Here is an 18,920-nt window from a genome sequence, read left to right on the forward strand (position 1 = left end):
GCCCATGATGACGGATCGGGCGGGGCGACGCGGGGAGGGGGCGCGGGGGTCGGCTACGGCCCGGTCGCCGTCGGCGGGGTGTACGGCAGTGTGGCCCGGACGGTGAAGCCGCCGTGGACGCCGGGGCCGGTGGAGAGTGCGCCGCCGAGGGCTCGGGCGCGTTCGCGCATACCGCTGATGCCGGTGCCGTGGGAGCCCGGGGTGGGGCCGTGGCCGTCGTCCTCGATCTCCACGTGCAGTGCGCCGGGCCGCTGGTCGATGCGGATGACGACGGCGGCGGCGCGGGCGTGCCGGGTGACATTGGTCAGTGACTCCTGGACGATCCGGTAGGCGGCCAGGTCGACCTCGGCGGGCAGGGCGTGCCGCTCCCCCGCCGACTCGACCCGTACGTCGAGTCCGGCGCCGCGGGCGGACCGGGCGAGGTCGTCGATGCGGGCGAGGCCGGGCGCGGGGGCGGTGGGCGCGGACTCGCCCGCCTGCCGCAGCACGCCGAGCGTGGCCCTCAGGTCGCGCAGGGCCTCGCGGCTGGAGTCCTTGATGGCGGCGAGCGCCTGCTCGGCCTGGGCGGCGCCGGTGTCGGGGTGGCGGGTGAGCCGGCGCAGTGCGGCCGACGACTGCACATTGATCAGGGAGATGTGATGGCCGATGACATCGTGCAGGTCACGGGCGATCCGCAGCCGTTCCTCGCTGACGGCCCGGCGTTGCACCTGCCGGGTGTAGATCAGCCGGTTGTGGCGCAGCCGGCCCAGGGCGACGATGCCGACGATCCAGCCGGTGAGCATGAACAGGGCGACGCCGGTGACGTCGTCGTTGCCGGCGAGGGTGCCGAGGGCGGTGCTGCCGACGGCGACCGCTCCCAGGGTGACGGCCGCCGTCAGATGGCCCTCGGCGGCCACGGTGTAGAGGGCGACGACCGCGACGACCAGCAGCGGTCCGTCGTACGTGCTGGTCAGGTAGTACGCCGCGCAGGCCACGAGGACGAGGACGGCGACGGCGACGGGCCGTTGGCGGCGGAACCGGAGCGCGCCGCAGGAGGCGGCGATCAGCAGCCAGCTGATCACGACGGCGCTCCACGGTTCGTCGGACGGACCGATCAGTGACCGCAGGCTGCCGAGGCCGATCAGGACGAAGAGACCGACGGCGAGCGCGGTGTCGCTGTGGCGGGCGGTGAGCAGCCGGCGATGCAGCCTGGACAGGGCGTCGGAGACCATGGGCTCAGCGTAGGTCGCCCGTCTGACCTGCGCCTTCCTCCCGCAGTCGGAACCCTTAGGGGTCGGGGCGCAACCCTGGGGGTAGGCGCGGCGGGCGGTACGCGACCGTGGGGGTAGGTCAGTCGACGGTGGCGCCGGGTGCGACGGGGTGGGCCTCCAGGTCCGGCGCGGCCAGCAGGTCGGCGATCAGCTCCGGGGTGCCGCCGACGTAGGTGCTGACCAGACCCACGTCACCGCCGAGGCACCAGGCGGCGTCCTGCGGCCACCACAGGTCGGGCAGTTCGGCGAAGTCCTCCATGAGTTCCGGGGAGGGGGCGTCGGCGAGGGCCCCGGCGAGCAGCACCTCGTCCCGTTCCGGGGTGGGGAAGGTGGGGACGTGGTCGAAGTCCAGGCGTCCGTATCCGTGCCACAGGCCGAACCAGCAGTGGTCGGGGGTGGTGGTGTGCCGGGCGAGGTACGGGAGGAGGGCGCGGGCCAGGTCCGCCGGGGTGGGGCCTTCGCAGGGGTGCTCGTCCCAGACGCCCGCCCGTCCGTACGCGGTGGCGTTGGTGTAGTCGCGGTCCATGCCGATCAGTGCGTGCCACCGGGTGGCCGAGGTCACCGTACGGCCGTACGCGGCGGCGACGTCCGCCCAGCGCACCGGTGTCCCGGCCAGCGAGGCGGGGTGCAGGATCCGCGCGTAGGCGGGGAAGCCGGGGGCGGCGACGCCCGTCACCGTGCCGAAGTCGCCCCGGCCGCCGACGCGCTGGAAGAACCGGCGGGCCGGGTCCAGATCGTGGCGCTGGACCCGGAGGCGGCCGTAGAGGTCGGGGGCGGGGTCACGGTGCACGAGGCTGTAGGTGTTCACCCGCCCATTGTCACCCGGCCCCCGCGACGGTCCCCCGGGCCCCGCGCTCCGCCCTCCGCGGTCCGCGTTCCGCGTTCCGCGGTTCAGGGGATCCGGGCGACGACGGCGTAGATGCCGCTGGGCTCCTGTTCCGGGGCGGGGGTGCCCCTGAACCACTCGGGGGCGGTCACCAGACCCGGCTCCGCGAGGTCCAGGCCCTCCACGAAGCGGGCGACCTCGGCGCGGTTGCGGAAGCCGAGCCGGATGCCGCCCTTGGCGTACTCGGCGGTGACCTGGGCGGACAGCTCGGGGAAGATGTCGGACGAGGCGTGCGACATCACCAGCCAGCTGCCCGACGGCATCGCGCCGAGCAGATCACCGACGATGCCGTACGGGTCCTGCTCGTCGGAGATGAAGTGCATCAGCGCGATGAGGGAGAGGGCGATCGGCCGGTCGAAGTCGAGCACGGTCCGGGCGTGGTCGAGGATCTCGCCGGGCCGCCGTACGTCGGCCTCGATGTAGTCGGTCGCGCCGTCGGGGTGGCTGATGAGCAGCGCCTCCGCGTGACGCAGCACGATGGGGTCGTTGTCGGTGTAGACGACCTTCGCGCCGGGGCGGACGCGCTGCACTATCTGGTGCAGGTTGGGTTCGGTGGGGATGCCGGTGCCGATGTCGAGGAACTGGTCGAGGCCCTCGGCGGCCAGCCAGGCCGCCGCCCGGTGCATGAACGCGCGGTTCTGCCGGGCGGCGTCCCGTGCCTCGGCGGGCAGTTTCTCGCCCACCGCCTCGTCGACGGGGTAGTTGTCCTTGCCGCCCAGCAGCCAGTCGTACACCCGGGCGGGGTGTGGCTTGCTGGTGTCGATCTGCCGGGGGCTGGAGCTGTCTGCGGTCATGGCGGACTCCGTCGGGCGAGCGATCATGAAAAGGCCGACCCCGATCATCGCAGGCGGGTCCGCCGGTTCGCCAGCCAGGGGCGGGCCCGGCTTCCCGCGGACCCGTCAACTGACCCCCGCCGAACGGCCGTCAGCCCACGGGCGGCATGTCGACGGGCTCCGAGTCGAGGCCGGCGCGGGGCTTGCGCCAGGCGCCGCGGGTGAAGTCGGGGACCTCCACCGGACGGCCGCCCCGGGCCAGGGAGGCGGCGCTCAGCGGGACGGCGGAGCACCAGGCGGCCGAGTCGTAGACGTCGATGTCGGGGACGAGTCCGGCCCGCATCGACTGGACGGTCCGCCACTGCATCACGTAGTCCATACCGCCGTGGCCGCCGTTGTTGGCGGCGTCGTCGCCGACCTTGAGCCACAGCCAGTGGTCGAAGTCCTTGCGGTAGGCGCCGAAGTCCCGCCAGGAGTGGCCGCTGTGGTCGGGTTCGAGGTAGATGCGGGCGCCGGTGGGGGCGGGGCCGGTGTAGTCCTCCAGGATGCCGCGGCTGCCGGCGAGGGAGTTGATCCTGCTGTAGGGGCGCGGGGAGCTGACGTCGTGCTCGGCGCGGATGACACGGCCCTGGTCGGTCTCGATCAGACAGGTGACCAGGTCGCCGTTGACGTACGTCTCCTTCCACGACGGGTGGTCGCGCGGGACGAACCGGGCGCGGTAGTCGGCCAGGCCCTTCGGGGCGGTCGCGGTGGCGGCCAGGGTCGTCATCCGGTCGCCGCGGTTGATGTCCATGGCCGCCGCGATCGGGGCGAGGCCGTGCATCGGGTAGAGGGAGGCGGTGCTGCGGGTGTGCCACAGCCGGCGCCAGGAGTCGGTGTAGTAGGTGTCGGAGAAGAGCAGTTCGCGCAGGTCGTGCTGGTAGCCGCCGTGACCGTTGGTGATCTCGCCGAAGAGGCCGTCGTGGGCCATCTTGAGCATCGCCAGTTCGTTGCGGCCGTAGCTGCAGTTCTCGGCGAGCAGCAGATGCCTGCGGGTGCGCTCGGAGGTGTCCACGAGGTCCCACAGGTGGCGCAGTTCGGTCGCGACGGGCAGTTCCACGACGGCGTGCTTGCCGCTGAGGAGGGCCGCCTTGCCGTGTTCGTGGTGGAACTCCCACGGGGTGGCGATGTAGACGAGGTCGATGTCGTCGCGGCGCAGCATCCTGGTGTAGGCGTCGGCGGTGCCGCCGTACTCGGCGGGGCGCGGTTCACCCCTGCTGACGAGCCGGTCGGCGGTGCGCTTGGCGCGGTCGGCGCGGATGTCGCAGACGGCGGTGACGGTACAGCCGGGTACGGCGGCCCAGCCCAGGGACATGCCGCTGCCCCGGTTGCCGAGGCCGATGATGCCGACCCGGACGGTGCTGTGGGGGTCGAAGGGCACGCCGATCATCGACTTCTGACCGGGCCTGCGGCGGGGCGCCTGCTCGGCGGCCGTCGCGGCGTGAGCCGGGCCGCCGCCCACCCCGACCGCGAGCGCGCCGGAGGCGACGGCCCCGCCAAGGAGCAGTCTGCGGGAGACAGAGGGGAGTTCGGACATGACGGCACGCTCCTCGGTGGGTGGGGGCCTGCATCGGGGTGGCCTGCATCGCTGTCGAGGCACGACTCTGACCCCCTCGCCAGTTACATGTCAATACGTGTTCGAAACAATGCAGTTCCGAGCACTACCGAGCATCTGAGGGTACGTCAGTTGGGGTCCCGGGGGCGGTGGGGCGGGCGCCGGGGCGGGACGCGGTACGGGCCGTCGCTCGGGGCACGGTGCTGGCGCGGACGATCAGCGACATGCCGGATGTCCCGGCGGTCCACGAGGTTCTCCTGTCCGAACAGGGGTTTTCCGGCTCGCTGAGCAGATCCAGAAGCGTGACCCGGGCCCGGGCCACGCGGGAGCGGACCGTCCCGGTAGGGCAGTCCGTGAGTTCGGCCGTCTCCGTATGGGGCAGGCCGACCACCTGGGTGAGAGTGAACGCCGCGCGGCGTTCGTCCGCCGGCCTGGCCGTGCCGGGACCCGCCCGGTCCGTCACGGCCACGCTGTGTGGCGGGCGTCGGCCGTACTCGCCCCTTCACAGGCGTACGGCACCGGAGTTGAGGCAGGCCAGCAGGGTGCGTGCCTGGACGTTGAGGTAATGACCGTGGGCGACCAGGGTGTTGAGCTGTCCGACAGTCGCCCACGCGTAGCCGCGCGGCGCTTCGACCAGTGCCATGTCTTCGTCGGCCTCGACGAACAGATACCGGACGCAGGCATTCAGGAACCGCCCGCCTTCCTCGGAGTGCACGGCCGAGTAGCGCGCGCCCCCCTCCCGCACAGCCCGCAGGACAGCTTCCAGAAAGAGCGGCCGGTCCGCGGCCTGTGCCTCCTCCCAGTCCCGCAACCCGCACTGCACGGTCGGCGCCAGTTCCAGCCGGTTGAGGAACCCCGCCTCCACGCGCGCGTGCACGAGCAGATGCGGTACGCCGCCCAGGCGCCGGAACACAAAAGCCGCCATCCCGGCGCCGCACGGCTCGATCAGAGGCTGGGACCAGCCGGTGACTTCACGGTTCCCGGCCTCGACGCTGACTCCGGTGACCCGGAAAAAACGTCCGTCGGGGCGCCCGATGCCGTCCGCGTTGCGCGTCCAGCCCTTGACGTCGGCGAGCGGCATGAGCCGGACGTCGACGTCGTGCCGGGCCCGCTCGGCGGTGAACCAGGACAGCAGTCCGGCGTCGGAGTGCAGGGCCCCCGGCTCGCTCCCCTGCAGCGGCAGGCATCCCAGGACGGTGCGGGTGTCCATGTTGACGACATGGTCCAGCCGGAGCAGTTCGCCGAGCTGGCCGAGCGTGAGCCAGCAGTGGTCGGGGGTGGTCGGCACCTCCGTGTCAGCGGCTTCGACCACCATGTTGCGGTTGGCCTTGCGGTAGAACCAGGCACCGTGCTCCGACTGCAGCGAGTCCGCGAGCACCAGGTGGGGCGGGGCGCCCGTGAAGTGCTCCAGGTACTTCACCTCCGAACCGGAGTGCACCCGCTGGTAGTTGCTGCGGGTGGCCTGCACGGTCGGCGAGATCTGGAGCAGGTTGGGGTTCCCTGGCTCCATCTTCGCCTGCATCAGGAAGTGCAGAACACCGTCGAACTCCTTGGCGAGGATGCCGAGGATGCCCACTTCCGGCTGGTGGATGACGGGCTGCTGCCAGCTGCCGTACGGCCCCTCGTCGACCCGTGCGGCCAAGCCGCGCACGGCGAAGAACCGGCCGCTGCGGTGCACGAGGTCACCGGTGCCGGGGGCGAAGGACCACTGCTCGATCCGGTCCAGTGGCACCCGGCGGACGGTGAAGCGGTGGGCGCGGGCCCGCTCGTCGAGCCAGCCGGTGACGTCCTCCGTGCGCAGGTGCCGGCCCGTGCCTGTAACGGCGGCGGACCGGGCCAGCCGCGCCGGCAGGTCCTGAGCGGCCCGGGGACGCAGAAAGGCGGCGGTGCTCATGCCCGGCCTCCCTCAACCGCCTCTGCGGCCGGATCCGTCCGGTCCGCGAGATGGCGCACCGTCCGCCGCAGTGCCTCGCCCAGCTCGGTGCGCGGCTCCCAGCCGGTGACGGACCGGAACGCGGTGGCGTCGATGGTGATGCTGCTGAAGTCCCCGGCCTCGGCGTGCTCGGGCGGCGGCACCGACAGCACCGGTACGCGCGGTCGCCCGGTGCGTTCCGCGACGAGGTCGGCGACCTGCTCGAAGACGGGCCCGAGGGGCCGGCCCTCCCCGGTGCCGAGCAGCCAGTGGCGCCCGGCCAGCGCCTCGGCGTGGTCCAGGCCGGCGACCACGGCGCGAGCCAGGTCGTCGATGTACAGCAGGTCGCGGCGGGGCGTCCCGTCGTGCCACATCGTCAGGGGCTCCCCCGCCAGCGCGCGACGGGCCATCGCCGAGACGACGCCGCGGTCGCGGGCCGTGGGCCCGGCACCGGGCCCGAACACGGTGGGCAGCCTCAGCGACGTCCCGCGCAGCACACCGAGGGCGTCGGCGTCGAGCAGCAGCCGCTCGGCGGCCAGCTTCTGACGGTCGTACGTGCCCTCCGGGCGGTCCGGTTCGGTGCCGTCGAGCACCGCCTGGCCGGTCGGGCCGACCTGGGACGCAGCGCCGGTGAACACCACCTTCGTGCGCGGCCCGGCCGGGCGGCCGGCGAGGGCGTCGACGAGGTCGCGGACGAGGCCCACGTTGACCCGCTCGGCGGCAGTGTCGCCGTCCCGGATCCGCCAGGTGGCGGTGGCGGAGCTGTACAGCGCGGCGAGGACGACCGCGTCGGCGTCCGCCACGGCGGCGGCCGTCTCGCCCGGCTCGGTGAGGTCGGCCGCCCGTACCTCGACGTCGGCGCGGGCCCCGGGCGGGACGACCGCGGGGCGCCGGGAGACCGCCCGGATCCGGACCGGGCGGGCGGCGAGTTCCTGCAGGACGGCCGAGCCGACGAACCCGGTGGCGCCGAGCAGGGCGATGGTGGGGGTCACGGCCACAGCGCGGCCTCCACGTCACGGCAGGTGTCGTAGGCGGGCAGCAAGCCCCTCTCCTGTGCCTCGGCGAGCGTGGGGGCACTGCTGTCGCGGGCGGACAGCCGCAGCTCGGGTGCGTCGGGCAGCGGCAGGCCGAGCGCCGCGTCCAGCGGGGACACCGCCAGTTCGTGCTCGGGGACGTACCCCTTTGACATCAGGTACACGACGATCGAGTCGTCCTGCTGGGACAGGAAGGCGTGGCCGACACCGACCGGGATGTACAGCGCACGGCAGTCCGCGCCGCTGAGCTCGGTGGTCTCCCACCGGCCGAAGGTGGGCGATCCCACCCTGAGGTCGACGAGGAAGTCCAGCACCCGTCCGTACGGGCAGTAGACGTACTTGGCCCGGCCCGGCGGGGTGGCGGTGTAGTGGATGCCGCGGAGCACCCCGCGGGCGGACATGTTGTGGCTGATGTCCTTGACCGGGAACAGCGGCCGACCCAAGGCCGCGGAGAACGATGCCTCCTGGTACGGCGACGCGAAGCATCCCCGCTCGTCCCCGAAGACCTGGGGGGTGAACTCGCGGACGCCCTCGATGGCCGACGTGCGCATCTGCGTGACGCTCACTCGCTCTTCTCCTCGGCAGTGGTGATCTCCAGCAGGTACTGGCCGTACGGCGAGTGGGACAGGGCCAGTCCGAGCCGGTGGCAGGTGTCGGTGTCGATGTAGCCCATGCGCCAGGCGATCTCCTCGACGCAGCCGATGCGCACGCCCTGTCTGCGGGAGAGGATCTGCACGTACTGGCCGGCCTCGGTGAGCGCGTCGTGGGTGCCGGTGTCGAGCCAGACGAAGCCTCTGCCCAGCTGGACGAACTCGGCCTTCCCACGCTCCAGATAGGCCCGGTTGACGTCGGTGATCTCCAGTTCGCCGCGGTCGGAGGGGCGCAGCCCGCGGGCGATGTCGGCGACGTCGTTGTCATAGAAGTACAGCCCGGTGACGGCCAGGTTGGAGCGCGGTGCCTCGGGCTTCTCCTCCAGGCGCAGGAGACGGCCGGAGGCGTCCACCTCGCCGATCCCGTACCGCTGGGGGTCGCCGACCGGGTAGCCGAACAGGACGCAGCCGTCGATGTCCCGCGCGCTGGTGCGCAGGATCTCGCCGAAGCCCGGCCCGTGGAAGATGTTGTCGCCGAGGACCAGCGCGACGGAGTCGTCGCCGATGTGCTCGGCGCCGACGACGAAGGCATCGGCGATGCCCCGGGGTTTGTCCTGTTCGGCGTAGGTGAGGTGCAGTCCGAGCCGGGAGCCGTCGCCGAGCAGCCGCTGGAAGCCCGGGACGTCCTGCGGGGCGGCGATGATCTGGATCTCGGTGATGCCGGCCAGCATCAGCACGGACAGCGGGTAGTAGACCATGGGCTTGTCGTAGACCGGGAGCATCTGTTTCGAGACGCCCAGCGTGATCGGATACAGTCGGGTCCCGTGGCCGCCGGCCAGGATGATTCCCTTCATGCGCCGGTCCCCTCGGCCGCCCCGTCGGCGGCCCTCGCCTCGAAATAGCTCGGCCGACCGTCCTCGTACACCTCGCGGCCGAGGCGCTCGGCGTCCCGGCGGTGCATCAGCTGCCAGGTGCAGTCGGCGTGCCGGAGCACCACAGAGTGCCACGGCGTGGTCCACACGTCGGCCGCGCCGACCAGCCGGATACCGAACTTGGCCTCACCGCGGCTCTGCGGGTGGATGGACAGCCGGACGTTGTGCGGGTGGTGCTCGGCGATCAGTCGGCCCCAGGCCCGGCTGCGGGCGATGACCTCGTAGGCGCGGCGGCGGCATTCCCGCTGGAGCGCCGAGCGGGAGCCGTCCCACTCGGCCACGTCCTCCATCAGGAACTTGGTGATGCCGCGGTACATGCGCAGGGTGGATTCGCCCCTGCGCACCTCTTCGCGGAGTTCCTCGACCGACGGACCGAGGGTCTCGGCGGCGATCTTGCGCTTCTCGTCGTACGACAGGTCAGGGCCGTAGACGTCCTTCAGGTCGAAGGTGACGAGATGCGCGGAGAGGCCCTCGGCGCGGATCATCGCGCGCAGCTCGGTGCAGTAGGCGTCGATGTGCTCGTCAGAGACGCCGATGACGTCACCGAAGATATGGCCGTCGGAGCAGATCAGGATCTTCGCGCCGGGGGCGTACACCTTGCCGATCTCCGCGCACAGGGAGCCCAGGAAGCGCAGCGCCAGCCGCTCCCCGTGGTCCGGAAAGTGGCTGAGGACCTTGTCCAGGTTGGGCGACTTGCAGGGGAAGCCGGGCAGGCTGAAGATCACCGGTTCGTCCCGCCGGACGAAGTCGGCTATCTGGCGCAGCTGCTCCGGGAAGTCGTCGGCGGTGTCGAGGTGCGGATCGCGCTCAGCTGCCCTGCGGTGCGGGAGCAGCAGTTCCAAGATGGCGCGGCTGACGCGTTCGGCGGCGAAGGCATGGAGGAAGGTGGTGGACATCTGGGACATGGGTGCTCGACTCACTTCCGCTGAAGGCTGGACGCAGAGGTGCCGTCGGAGGGCAGTTCTGCGGTACGGGCCGGGGAACGGGGGCCGGACGCTCAGTTCGCTCGGTGCCGTACGGGGCAGCCGGTGGCCGGGGCTTCCTCCGGGGTGCCGTAGGAGATGGGCAGTTGGTTGACGCCGCGTGCGAGGACGGCGCCGATCCATTCGAGGTTCTGGTCCGCGACAGCGAGTCGCAGTCCGGGCAGCCGAGTGAGCAGCGCGCGCAGGGCGATCTGGAGTTCGATACGGGCGAGGGCGGCACCCGGGCAGAAGTGGATGCCGTGGCCGAAGGCCAGGTGCGGGTTGGGCGTGCGGTCCAGGTCGAGGGTGTCGGCGTCGGGGAACCGTTCCGGGTCGCGGTTGGCGGCGCTCAGCGACACGATCACCGAGTCGCCGGCCGGGATGCGGGTGCCGAAGAGGTCGGCGTCCTCGGCGAAGAACCGCCAGGTGGTGAGCTCGAAGGCGCTGTCGTAGCGCAGAAGTTCCTCCACGGCCCGGGGCAACGTCCCTTGCTCGCCCGCTTCGCCGTCCCGTACGGCGTCCTGCAACCGTCGCAGCTCGGCGGGATGACGGAGCAGGGCCACGAGGGCGGTGGTGATCTGGTTGGTCACCGGCTCCTGTCCGGCGACCAGCAGCTGGAAGACGACGGAGTCGCGCTCCTCCTTGCTGATCGCGCCCTCCTCGCACGCCACGACAAGCTTGGTGAGCAGGTCGTCGCCGGGGTTCTGGCGCTTGTCCTCGGTGACCTCGGCGATATAGCCCTGCAGCCCGCGCAGGCGCCCCTCGTACACCGGCCGCTGCGGGTCGGTGGGGCCGACGGGCTGGACGACCTTGCCCCAGTCGCGGTCGAACCGCGCCGCCAGGGCCTCGGGCAGGCCGATCACTTCGGCGAGGGCGCGGAAGGGGAAGTGCGCGGCGAAGGCGCCAACGACATCGATCTCCCCGGTCTCGGGGGTGTCGAGGGCCGCGTCGAGCAGTTCGGTGGCGATCTCCTCGAACCGGGGCCGCATGCGCTCGACATGGCGGGGGGCGAACGCCTCGGTGACCATCTTCCGCATCACCGTGTGCTTCGGCGGGTCCTGGTGCAGCAGATGGACCTGGAGCTGGGAGTGCTGCGGTTCCGGCATGATGGCGGCGCGCTCGCGCCAAGCGCTGTTGCCGAGGTCGTGGTTCTTGCCGAGACGGTCGTCGTTGAGCGCGCTGTGCGCTGCCTCGTAGCCGGTGACCAGCCATGCGTCGACGCCACTGGGGAAGGTGACCCGGTGCACCGGGCCCTCCTCGCGGAGCTTTCGATACAGCGAGTACGGGTCGGTCTTGTACTCCTTGCCATAGAGAGGCAGCGGTTCGGAATGCGGCATGGCAGGGCGCTTCCTTCCTTGAGGAAAAGTGGGCACGGGAATCACGGGAGTTCCCGGGTTCTTCTCGCCCGCCGCGTCACGGTTGGGGCGCGATGATCTCGCCGGTCCGCGCGTCGCGTACCGTGATCGCCTCCATGGGGCAGATCTCTGCGGCGTCGGTCACGCGGGCGTCCGGGTCGGTCAGCTCGGCCACCGCCCGGGCCCGGCCGGCGTCCAGGCGCAGCCGACCGTGTGCGGTGGCGAGGCACAGACCGGAGCCGGCGCAGGCGTGCCGGTCTACTTCGACTAGCCACTGGGCCCGCTCTCCGGTGCGGGACCCGCCTCGCTCACCAGGGCCGGACGGCACCGGCATCACCATGTGACGGGCAGGGATTCCGGGGCCCGTGCGATCAGGCCGGGCTTCCACAGGACCTCGTCCACCGAGCCCGCGAGGCGCAGGCCGGGAAACCGGTCGAGCAGTCCGCCGATCGCCGCCTTGAGTTCGGCGCGGGCGAGGGCCGCTCCGAGGCAGTAGTGAATGCCGTGGCCGAAACCGAGATGCGGATTGCGCTCACGGTCGAAGCGGATGGTCTCCGGCTCCTCGAAAACCCGCTCGTCCCGGTCGCCCGCGGCCCGCTGGAAGATGACCGTCTCTCCCTTGCAGATGAGAATCCCACCGATCTCGACTTCCTCGGTGGCCCGGCGCGGGAAACTACCCGTCGAGCGCAGCGGAATGATGCGCAGCATCTCCTCGATGGCGGGATCCAACAGGTTGCGGTCCGCCAGGATTTGTTCGTAGAGATCACGCTGGGCCAGCAGCAGGAACGACACGTTGGAGATCATGCTGAGCGAGGTCTCGTGACCGGCCATGAGGATGCCGATTCCGGTCCGGACGGCCTCCACCTCCGTCATCTGCCCGGCGTCCAGCGCCTCGATGAGGACGGAGATCAGGTCGTCGGAGGGACTGGCCCGGCGTAGGGAGATCAGCTTGCGCAGGAATTGCTCAAGGCCGTCCCGGGCCTCGTTCACCTCCTCCCGGGTGTGTGCGGAGGTGGCCACGAAGACATCGGAGTACCTACGGAATTCCGCCCGCTCCTCGTAGGGGACGCCGAACAGCTCCACGATCATGCGGACCGGGAGCGGAACCGCCAGCCGCTGTACGAGATCGCCGGGCGGGCCGGCCTCCTCCATCGCGTCGAGTTCCGTGGTGACCAGCTCCCGCATCCGGTCGGTGAGGTGTGAGACGATGCGCGGCCGGAACGCGTGCGCGACGATCTTGCGCACCTTTCCGTGGTCCGGCGGGTCCATGCTGAGCAGGTTCCCGGGGCGCAGCGGCAGGGGCGTGACCCGCGCGGTGTCGGGCTCCGTGGCCCAGCGGGAGCTGAACCGGGGGTCGGCGAGAAACTCCTTGATCTCGTGGTATCCGGTGATCAGCCAGGCCGCACCGCCGTACGGCATGGTGACCCGGGACACCGGCTCGGTCCGGCACAGCTCCATGTAACGGGGATTCAGATCGAGCCGGACTACGGGGCCGAAAGGGTATTGCGGAGGTCTGTGAGCATCTTTGGCCGTATCCGTGACGGTCACGGCATTCCCCCTTCTGTGAATGGTTCGCCGCATGCGGAGACTGCGGAGCCGTTGCACTCGAATGGTGGCGGCATCGACGCATGACCCGGGCACGGGTCCGCGGAATTCTGGCGGCGAGGACCAAGAGATCTGATGAAAGCTCTTCGAGCAGGACTGGCCGGTCGTCGGTCAACGGCATTGCGACCGCGTCGCACTCAGCCTGTCGCTCGGGGATCGTCTCACAGAAACCATCGGGTGGAAGGCGTTCGAATTCGAGTCTCGCATTCCACAAGAAGGCGGCGGACAGCGCGTTCAAGCGCTGTCCGCCGCCTTGTTGCCGGCGATACCGGCGTTCAAGTCACCTGCGGGCGTAGAGCCGCATCGTGACCGGTCCGAAGACCAGCAGGAACAGTCCCGCCCACCCCAGCACCCAGGCGATGTCCGCGGACGGCCAGTCGCCGGCCATCAGACCCCGTACCGCCTCGCACAGATGGGTGACCGGGCTGTTGTTGACGAACACCTGCAGCCAGCCCGGCATGGTCTCCGGGTCGACGAACACATTGCTCAGGAAGGACAGCGGGAAGATGACCATCATCGAGACGCCCATCACCGACTTCTCCGTGCGCAGCAGCAGACCGAACATGGTCCACACCCAGGAGAAGGCGAAGCTGAAGACCAGCAGCAGGGCCACGCCCGCCAACACCCAGACAGGACCGCCGCCCGGCCGGAAGCCGAGGATCAGACCCACTGTCAGGATGACGGCCGAGGCGAGGGTGTAGCGGAGCATGTCGCCCAGCAGATAGCCGACCATGGGCGCGGGCCGCCAGATCGGCAGGGTCTTGAAGCGGTCGAAGACGCCCTTGGAGATGTCGACGTTGATCGAGATACCCGTGTACATCGTCGTCATGATGATCGACATCACCAGGATCCCGGGCAGCAGGAACTGGATGTACTCCTCGGTCGAGCCTGCCAGCGCCCCACCGAACAGATACGTGAACATCAGCACGAACATGATCGGCATCGCGGTGACGTCGAAGAGCTGCTCCGGCACATGCTTGATCTTCAGCATGGCCCGCCAGCCGAAGGCCATCGATGCCGCCGGGGCACCGGCCCGCAGCCGCTTACCGGCCGGGGCGACCAGCAGTGCGGCCAGGGACTCCGTGGAGACCCGGGCGGGACCGTCGGCGCGGTCCTCGATCTTGGTCGCGGTGCTCATGCCGCCTCCTGCTCGGTACGGCCGCTGGCGGCGCCGTCGCCGGTCAGGGCGAGAAAGACTTCGTCGAGGCTGGGCTGCCCCAGCGAGAAGGTGTCGACGGCGATTCCGGCCAGGGCCAGCTCGGCCAGCGCGCGGGCGGCCAGTTCGGCCGCTCCGGAGTCGTCGGCCCCGGCGCCCACGCGAGCCGTGAGGGCGAACGGGTCGGGGTCGAGCTGTACGGGTATGCCGTCCAGGCACAACGACAACACACGCTCGGCATCGGGCCGCCTGGCGGCGTCACGCAGCCGCAGACGCACCGACCCGGCGCCCACGGAGGCCTTGAGCTCCCCCTTGGTGCCCTCGGCGATCACCTTGCCGCTGTCGATCACCGCGATCCGCGAGGCCAGCTGGTCGGCCTCGTCCAGGTACTGGGTGGTGAGCAGCACCGTGGTGCCCTGGCCGACGATCGCCCGCACGATCTCCCACACCTGGTTGCGGCTGCGCGGGTCCAGGCCGGTCGTCGGCTCGTCCAGGAAGAGCAGATCGGGGGTGTTGAGGAGGGACGCCGCGATGTCGAGCCGGCGCCGCATGCCGCCGGAGTACGTCTTCACCTGCCGGCCGGCCGCCTCGGTCAGGACGAAGGCCTCCAGCATCTGCGCGGCGCGGCCGCGGGCGGCGGACTTGCCGTGGCCGAGGAGCCGGCCGAGCAGGACCAGGTTCTCGGCGCCGGTCAGGTCCTCGTCCAGCGAGGCGTACTGGCCGGTGAGGGAGACGCGGGCGCGCACCTCGTCCGCCTCCCGGACGACGTCCCGGCCGAAGACGCGGGCCCGGCCGCCGTCCGGCCGCAGCAGGGTCGCGAGCATCTTCACGAAGGTCGTCTTGCCCGCCCCGTTGGGGCCGAGCACGCCGTAGACCATGCCCTGAGGGATGACGAGGTCGATGCCGTCGACGGCCCGCTTGTCCCCGTAGGTCTTCACCAGCCCCTCGGTCTCGATGGCGGCTGCCGAACTGCCGGCGGTCATCGGGTCCTCCCCCGTCGGGTCATGGATGCGGTCTCTTTCGTACGGTCCGGGCGACCGTGGATGCTGTCCGTGCCGGTCGGTGCGGGCTCAGCCATGCGAGCCGCCCGGGGCCGCGTGGGTGGTCGGCGGGGCCTGCGCGGTCCGGCCGCGGATCCGCGCCACGGCGAGCAGGCCGCCGATGCCCGGGATGGCGGCGCGCCAGCGGGCACCCGACCCGGCCGCGGCCGGGGCCATGCACGCGGCGCCGATGGTGACGAGATACGCCGAGCCGTGCACCGGCCCGACGAGCGAGCTGATCCCCTGCAGATGGACAGTGGACAGGTTCAGGAAGAGCAGGGCGAGGGAGGCCGCTTCGACGCCGGCCGCGATGCGCAACGTACGCACCGGATCACGCTCCGGCGGTGGAGTCGGATAACAGCACCTTGGTCACTGGTGGACCTTTCGTCGTCGACATACATTGGCTGCCAATAGATAGCACACCAATACCCAGGTTGTGTAGGCTGCCGACTCATGAGACAGGATGCGGTGCGCGGCCACCTGGACGGACTGCTGCTGGCCGTGCTCGAACCCGGACCCCTGCACGGCTACGCGATCATCACCGCCGTCCAGCAGCGCAGCGGGGGCGCACTCGAACTGCGTACGGGCACGATCTATCCGGCGCTCAACCGGCTCGAACGCATCGGGCTGCTGCGCAGCAGCTGGCAGTCCTCAGGCGAACGCCGCAGGCGGTGCTACGAGCTGACCGAGGCCGGACGCCGGACTCTGGCCAGCGAGCGGACGGCGTGGCAGGAGTTCACCACCGCCATCGGCTCGGTCCTCAACCCCGTCACGCCGCCCGGAGTCGCCACATGAGCGCCGTCACCCCGCAGACCGACCCCATCGAGGACTACGTCTCCACCCTGGCCGCCGCCTTACACGGCCCGGAGCGCGCCAAGGCACGCATGGTGGCGGAGGTGCGTGAGGACCTGACGGAAGCGGTGTCGGAACGCACCCGCGCCGGGCTGACGTACCAGCGTGCCGCCGACGAGGCGGTGCGGGAGTTCGGGACCGCCGACGAACTCGTGGTGAGCTGGCAGCGCGAGCTGACGATCGCCCAGGCCCGGCACACCGCGCGGGCCGTCGCGCTCACCGTCCCCTTCGTGATCGCCTGCTGGTATCTGGTCCGGCAGGCCGGACATGACCAGACCTGGCAACTGCCGCGCACCGCCCAGCTGCTGGCCGTCCATCTGGCCGGCGTCTCGGCCCTTGCCGCACTGCTCGCCGCCTTGGCCCTGGCCGCCACCGGCACACTCGCCCGCTGGCTGCCCACGCCGGACCGGCTGCCGCTCACCGTCGCATGGGGCGGCACCGTCGCCAGCGTCTCCATGGCCGTCGCCACCCTGGCCCTCGCCATCGCGGCCGCCCTGGGCACCGACTGGCTGCTGCTCGCGTTCGCCGGGGTCCTCGCCGCCACCTCGCACGCCCTGGTGGCGGGATCGGCCCGGTCCTGCCGACGCTGCGCCCGGCTGCCGGTCGTCGAGGCACCGGGCGCCGGGGAACGCTGACCACAAGCAGGAGGTTCCGCTGTCGTGTCGGCCGTACGCCCGACGCGACAGCGGAACCTCCTGCTGTTTCGCTTATCCGTACGCTGTCTCGCGGATCTCCTCGTCCGCGGCCTTCACTTCCGAGGACTTCGGTTCCGCGGTGTCCTCGACGCGCTTCATCGCCAGCGTCAGGATCGGCGGCGCCATCAGCGAGGTGACCACCGCGATCAGCACGATGACGGTGTACATCTCCGTGGTGAGCACGCCCAGCCGCAGCCCCGCCATCGCGATGACCACCTCCACGACGCCACGGGCGTTCAAGCCCGCCCCGAGGGCCAGCGCCTCCCACCGGCTCCGCCGGCTGAGCCTGGCCCCGGCGTAGGCACCGAGGAACTTGCCCAGCACCGCCACGAACAGCAGCAGGAACGCGGCGCCCAGCACCACCGGATCGGCAAGCCCGGTCAGGTCCATCCGCAGGCCGGCGGCGGCGAAGAACACCGGCGCGAAGACCGCCATGACAACCGTGCGCAGAGCGGCCAGCCGGTTCGGCGCCAGCTCCCCGGTGGAGCTGATGACCAGGCCGCACACGAACGCGCCGAAAAGGGGTTCCTGGTGCAGCGCGTGGGCCCCGGCCGCGGACAGCAGCACCATCACCACCACGGCGGCGACCGTGGCCCCGGGTTCCGCGGACCGTGCCGTCCGGCGCAGCACGGCCCGGACGGCCATGCGGCCGACGGTGCACGCCAGCACCAGGAAGACCAAGAGCGAGGCGAGCGCCAGCCCGACGTGACCCGCGGTCAGACCGGCCGTGGCCAGCGCCGTCACGAGCGACAGCAGGAACCATGCCACCGTGTCGTCGACCATCCCCGCCGTCAGGATGAGCTGACCCACAGGGCGGTGGAGGAACCCCATGTCGGACAGCGTCTTGGCGATGACCGGAAGGGCACTGACGCACATCGCCACCCCGAGGAAGGACGCGAACACGACACGGTCGACGTCCCCCGGCACCAGCCTGTCCGGCAGCAGAAAGGCGACCCCGACACCGAAGGCCAGCGGCACGACGAGTCCGCCGGCGCTGACCCACAGGGCGGTCGTGCCCTGTCGGCGCAGCAGCCCGAGGTTCAGCTGGGTGCCGGTGACGCCGACCAGGAGCAGCAGGCCGATCTGGCTGAACGCGTCCAGGAGATGAAACTGGCCGGGGTCCTTGGGGAACAGCCAGTCGGTCGGCGCGGGCGCGAACCGTTCGAGCAGCGACGGCCCCAGCAGGACGCCGACCATCAGCTCGCCCACCACTGCGGGCATGGCCCACCGCACGGCGAGCCGGCCGAACAGCAACGCCAGTGCGAGCAGCACACCGACCTGGAGCAGAAACAGCAGCAGTGAGTGCCGGCCGAGGGGCGCGACCGGTCCGTCGGCGAGGACCGACGCAAGTCCCCCGCACGGCATCAGCGACCGACGGCCGGCGCCTGGAACAGAGCCTGCCAGTACCAGGTGAACGGCGCGGCCCATTCGTCGGCCACGCACCGCCAGCCGTCGTGCGGGCGGTAGGCCGCGACGAACGTGCGGGCCTGCTCTCGCACCGCACGGTTGTCGTGGACGTCGATGACATCGGTCAGCAGCCCCGCGTCCAGGGCCCGGGCGATGGCGTCCTCGCCGCGGGCGTGGTCGTCGAGGCTCTTGTCCATGTACTTGCCGACCGGGTTGTTCGTGTAGAAGTGCCGGCAGCGTTCCGCGATCAGCGCGAAGTAGTAACGGACGGTCTCGACGTCCATTTCCGCGAGCGAGTCGATGTTGATGCAGAGGTCGAATTCCGCGTCGCCGAGAGACGTCCTGATCTCGTCGATGGGAATGAATGTGATCTTGCTGAACTGCTCCTCCGACAGCACCGCCCGCAGGTACTTCCTGGAGAGTGCCATCGTGGTGGGCAGGTCGATGATCGCGTAGGCGCTGATGTCCTTGTTCGACATCAGCGTGTGGCATGTACGGCCGTATCCCGCACCGATTTCCAGAACGCGGCCGCCGTCGAGGTCGAGGTTCTTCTCGATGAACTCCAGATCGCGCACGGCGCGCAGGTAGTCCAGGCAGACGGATTCTCCGTCGTAGGTGACCGAGTACGGCCGCCCGAGTTCACGCCCCTCGATCCGGTGCAGCCGCTCCCAGTTCTCCGGGCTCAGCTGGCCGGCCAGATTGTAGATGAGCGTCTTCAGATAGCGGACGCCGTTCGTGCGGACATCGAAGTAGGTCAGCCGGTAGTTCACCTGGCTTCGCTTGAAATCGGCGAGGTCGCCGATCAGTTCTTCGTTGACCTCGTTTTCGCCGATGTATTTCCAGAGCTCGTTCACCTGCGGCTTCAAATCCATTGAAG

At 70.8% G+C, this 18,920-nt stretch carries 20 protein-coding genes; 2 read left to right on the top strand and 18 right to left on the bottom strand.

Annotated features, from left to right (window positions below):
- Nucleotides 1-53: 53 nt before the first annotated feature.
- The 16 genes from ACIQNG_RS21440 to ACIQNG_RS21515 form a co-directional block, all read right to left on the bottom strand.
- On the bottom strand, nt 54-1,211 hold the full coding sequence (locus ACIQNG_RS21440; RefSeq protein WP_401486943.1) for a sensor histidine kinase: 1,158 nt from the start codon (nt 1,209-1,211) through the stop codon (nt 54-56).
- A gap of 118 nt (nt 1,212-1,329) precedes the next feature.
- Nucleotides 1,330-2,058, bottom strand: coding sequence for a hypothetical protein (locus ACIQNG_RS21445; RefSeq protein WP_401486944.1), 729 nt, complete (start codon nt 2,056-2,058; stop codon nt 1,330-1,332).
- 83 nt (nt 2,059-2,141) lie between these two features.
- Nucleotides 2,142-2,930, bottom strand: a complete 789-nt coding sequence (locus ACIQNG_RS21450) for an SAM-dependent methyltransferase (RefSeq protein WP_401486946.1) — start codon at nt 2,928-2,930, stop codon at nt 2,142-2,144.
- A gap of 130 nt (nt 2,931-3,060) precedes the next feature.
- On the bottom strand, nt 3,061-4,485 hold the full coding sequence (locus tag ACIQNG_RS21455) for a Gfo/Idh/MocA family protein (protein ID WP_401486948.1): 1,425 nt from the start codon (nt 4,483-4,485) through the stop codon (nt 3,061-3,063).
- 124 nt (nt 4,486-4,609) lie between these two features.
- A complete protein-coding gene (locus ACIQNG_RS21460; protein ID WP_401486949.1) occupies nt 4,610-4,972 on the bottom strand; it encodes a sigma factor-like helix-turn-helix DNA-binding protein in 363 nt (120 codons plus the stop codon).
- 33 nt (nt 4,973-5,005) lie between these two features.
- On the bottom strand, nt 5,006-6,397 hold the full coding sequence (locus ACIQNG_RS21465) for an NDP-hexose 2,3-dehydratase family protein (RefSeq protein ID WP_401486950.1): 1,392 nt from the start codon (nt 6,395-6,397) through the stop codon (nt 5,006-5,008).
- Complete coding sequence (locus ACIQNG_RS21470) at nt 6,394-7,413, bottom strand: NAD-dependent epimerase/dehydratase family protein (RefSeq protein WP_401486952.1); 1,020 nt, start codon at nt 7,411-7,413, stop codon at nt 6,394-6,396. The genes ACIQNG_RS21465 and ACIQNG_RS21470 overlap by 4 nt, the downstream gene beginning before the upstream one ends.
- On the bottom strand, nt 7,404-8,015 hold the full coding sequence (locus tag ACIQNG_RS21475) for a dTDP-4-dehydrorhamnose 3,5-epimerase family protein (RefSeq protein ID WP_401486953.1): 612 nt from the start codon (nt 8,013-8,015) through the stop codon (nt 7,404-7,406). Before ACIQNG_RS21475 ends, ACIQNG_RS21470 begins: the two co-directional genes overlap by 10 nt.
- The gene (rfbA, locus tag ACIQNG_RS21480) at nt 8,012-8,893 is read right to left on the bottom strand and encodes a glucose-1-phosphate thymidylyltransferase RfbA (protein ID WP_401486955.1); all 882 of its coding nucleotides are present in this window, start codon (nt 8,891-8,893) and stop codon (nt 8,012-8,014) included. The genes ACIQNG_RS21475 and rfbA overlap by 4 nt, the downstream gene beginning before the upstream one ends.
- A complete protein-coding gene (locus ACIQNG_RS21485; RefSeq protein ID WP_401486957.1) occupies nt 8,890-9,876 on the bottom strand; it encodes an L-tyrosine/L-tryptophan isonitrile synthase family protein in 987 nt (328 codons plus the stop codon). The genes rfbA and ACIQNG_RS21485 overlap by 4 nt, the downstream gene beginning before the upstream one ends.
- A 92-nt stretch (nt 9,877-9,968) precedes the next feature.
- Nucleotides 9,969-11,270, bottom strand: coding sequence for a cytochrome P450 (locus tag ACIQNG_RS21490; RefSeq protein ID WP_401486959.1), 1,302 nt, complete (start codon nt 11,268-11,270; stop codon nt 9,969-9,971).
- Nucleotides 11,271-11,346: 76 nt separating this feature from the next.
- Entirely contained in the window at nt 11,347-11,622 is a 276-nt protein-coding gene (locus tag ACIQNG_RS21495) for a ferredoxin (RefSeq protein WP_401487158.1), read from the bottom strand.
- The gene (locus ACIQNG_RS21500) at nt 11,622-12,746 is read right to left on the bottom strand and encodes a cytochrome P450 (RefSeq protein WP_401486961.1); all 1,125 of its coding nucleotides are present in this window, start codon (nt 12,744-12,746) and stop codon (nt 11,622-11,624) included. The genes ACIQNG_RS21495 and ACIQNG_RS21500 overlap by 1 nt, the downstream gene beginning before the upstream one ends.
- Nucleotides 12,747-13,173: 427 nt before the next feature.
- Entirely contained in the window at nt 13,174-14,031 is an 858-nt protein-coding gene (locus tag ACIQNG_RS21505) for an ABC transporter permease (RefSeq protein ID WP_401486962.1), read from the bottom strand.
- On the bottom strand, nt 14,028-15,032 hold the full coding sequence (locus ACIQNG_RS21510) for an ATP-binding cassette domain-containing protein (protein WP_401486964.1): 1,005 nt from the start codon (nt 15,030-15,032) through the stop codon (nt 14,028-14,030). The genes ACIQNG_RS21505 and ACIQNG_RS21510 overlap by 4 nt, the downstream gene beginning before the upstream one ends.
- An 87-nt stretch (nt 15,033-15,119) precedes the next feature.
- Complete coding sequence (locus tag ACIQNG_RS21515) at nt 15,120-15,416, bottom strand: hypothetical protein (protein ID WP_401486966.1); 297 nt, start codon at nt 15,414-15,416, stop codon at nt 15,120-15,122.
- A gap of 126 nt (nt 15,417-15,542) precedes the next feature.
- On the opposite strand from ACIQNG_RS21515, the gene ACIQNG_RS21520 reads away from it, so the two are divergent.
- Together ACIQNG_RS21520 and ACIQNG_RS21525 are read left to right on the top strand one after the other, a co-directional pair.
- Nucleotides 15,543-15,884, top strand: a complete 342-nt coding sequence (locus ACIQNG_RS21520) for a PadR family transcriptional regulator (protein WP_401434808.1) — start codon at nt 15,543-15,545, stop codon at nt 15,882-15,884.
- Nucleotides 15,881-16,576, top strand: a complete 696-nt coding sequence (locus ACIQNG_RS21525) for a permease prefix domain 1-containing protein (RefSeq protein WP_401486968.1) — start codon at nt 15,881-15,883, stop codon at nt 16,574-16,576. The genes ACIQNG_RS21520 and ACIQNG_RS21525 overlap by 4 nt, the downstream gene beginning before the upstream one ends.
- 72 nt (nt 16,577-16,648) lie before the next feature.
- On the opposite strand, the gene ACIQNG_RS21530 is transcribed toward ACIQNG_RS21525, so the two are convergent.
- Complete coding sequence (locus tag ACIQNG_RS21530; protein WP_401486969.1) at nt 16,649-18,001, bottom strand: cation:proton antiporter; 1,353 nt, start codon at nt 17,999-18,001, stop codon at nt 16,649-16,651.
- Nucleotides 18,001-18,897 carry a putative sugar O-methyltransferase gene (locus ACIQNG_RS21535; RefSeq protein ID WP_401486971.1) on the bottom strand — a complete coding sequence of 299 codons (897 nt, stop codon included), beginning with the start codon at nt 18,895-18,897 and terminating at the stop codon, nt 18,001-18,003. Before ACIQNG_RS21535 ends, ACIQNG_RS21530 begins: the two co-directional genes overlap by 1 nt.
- Nucleotides 18,898-18,920 lie beyond the last annotated feature (23 nt).

Origin of the sequence: Streptomyces sp. NPDC091377 (assembly GCF_044757045.1) — a bacterium.
Lineage (GTDB): Bacteria > Actinomycetota > Actinomycetes > Streptomycetales > Streptomycetaceae > Streptomyces.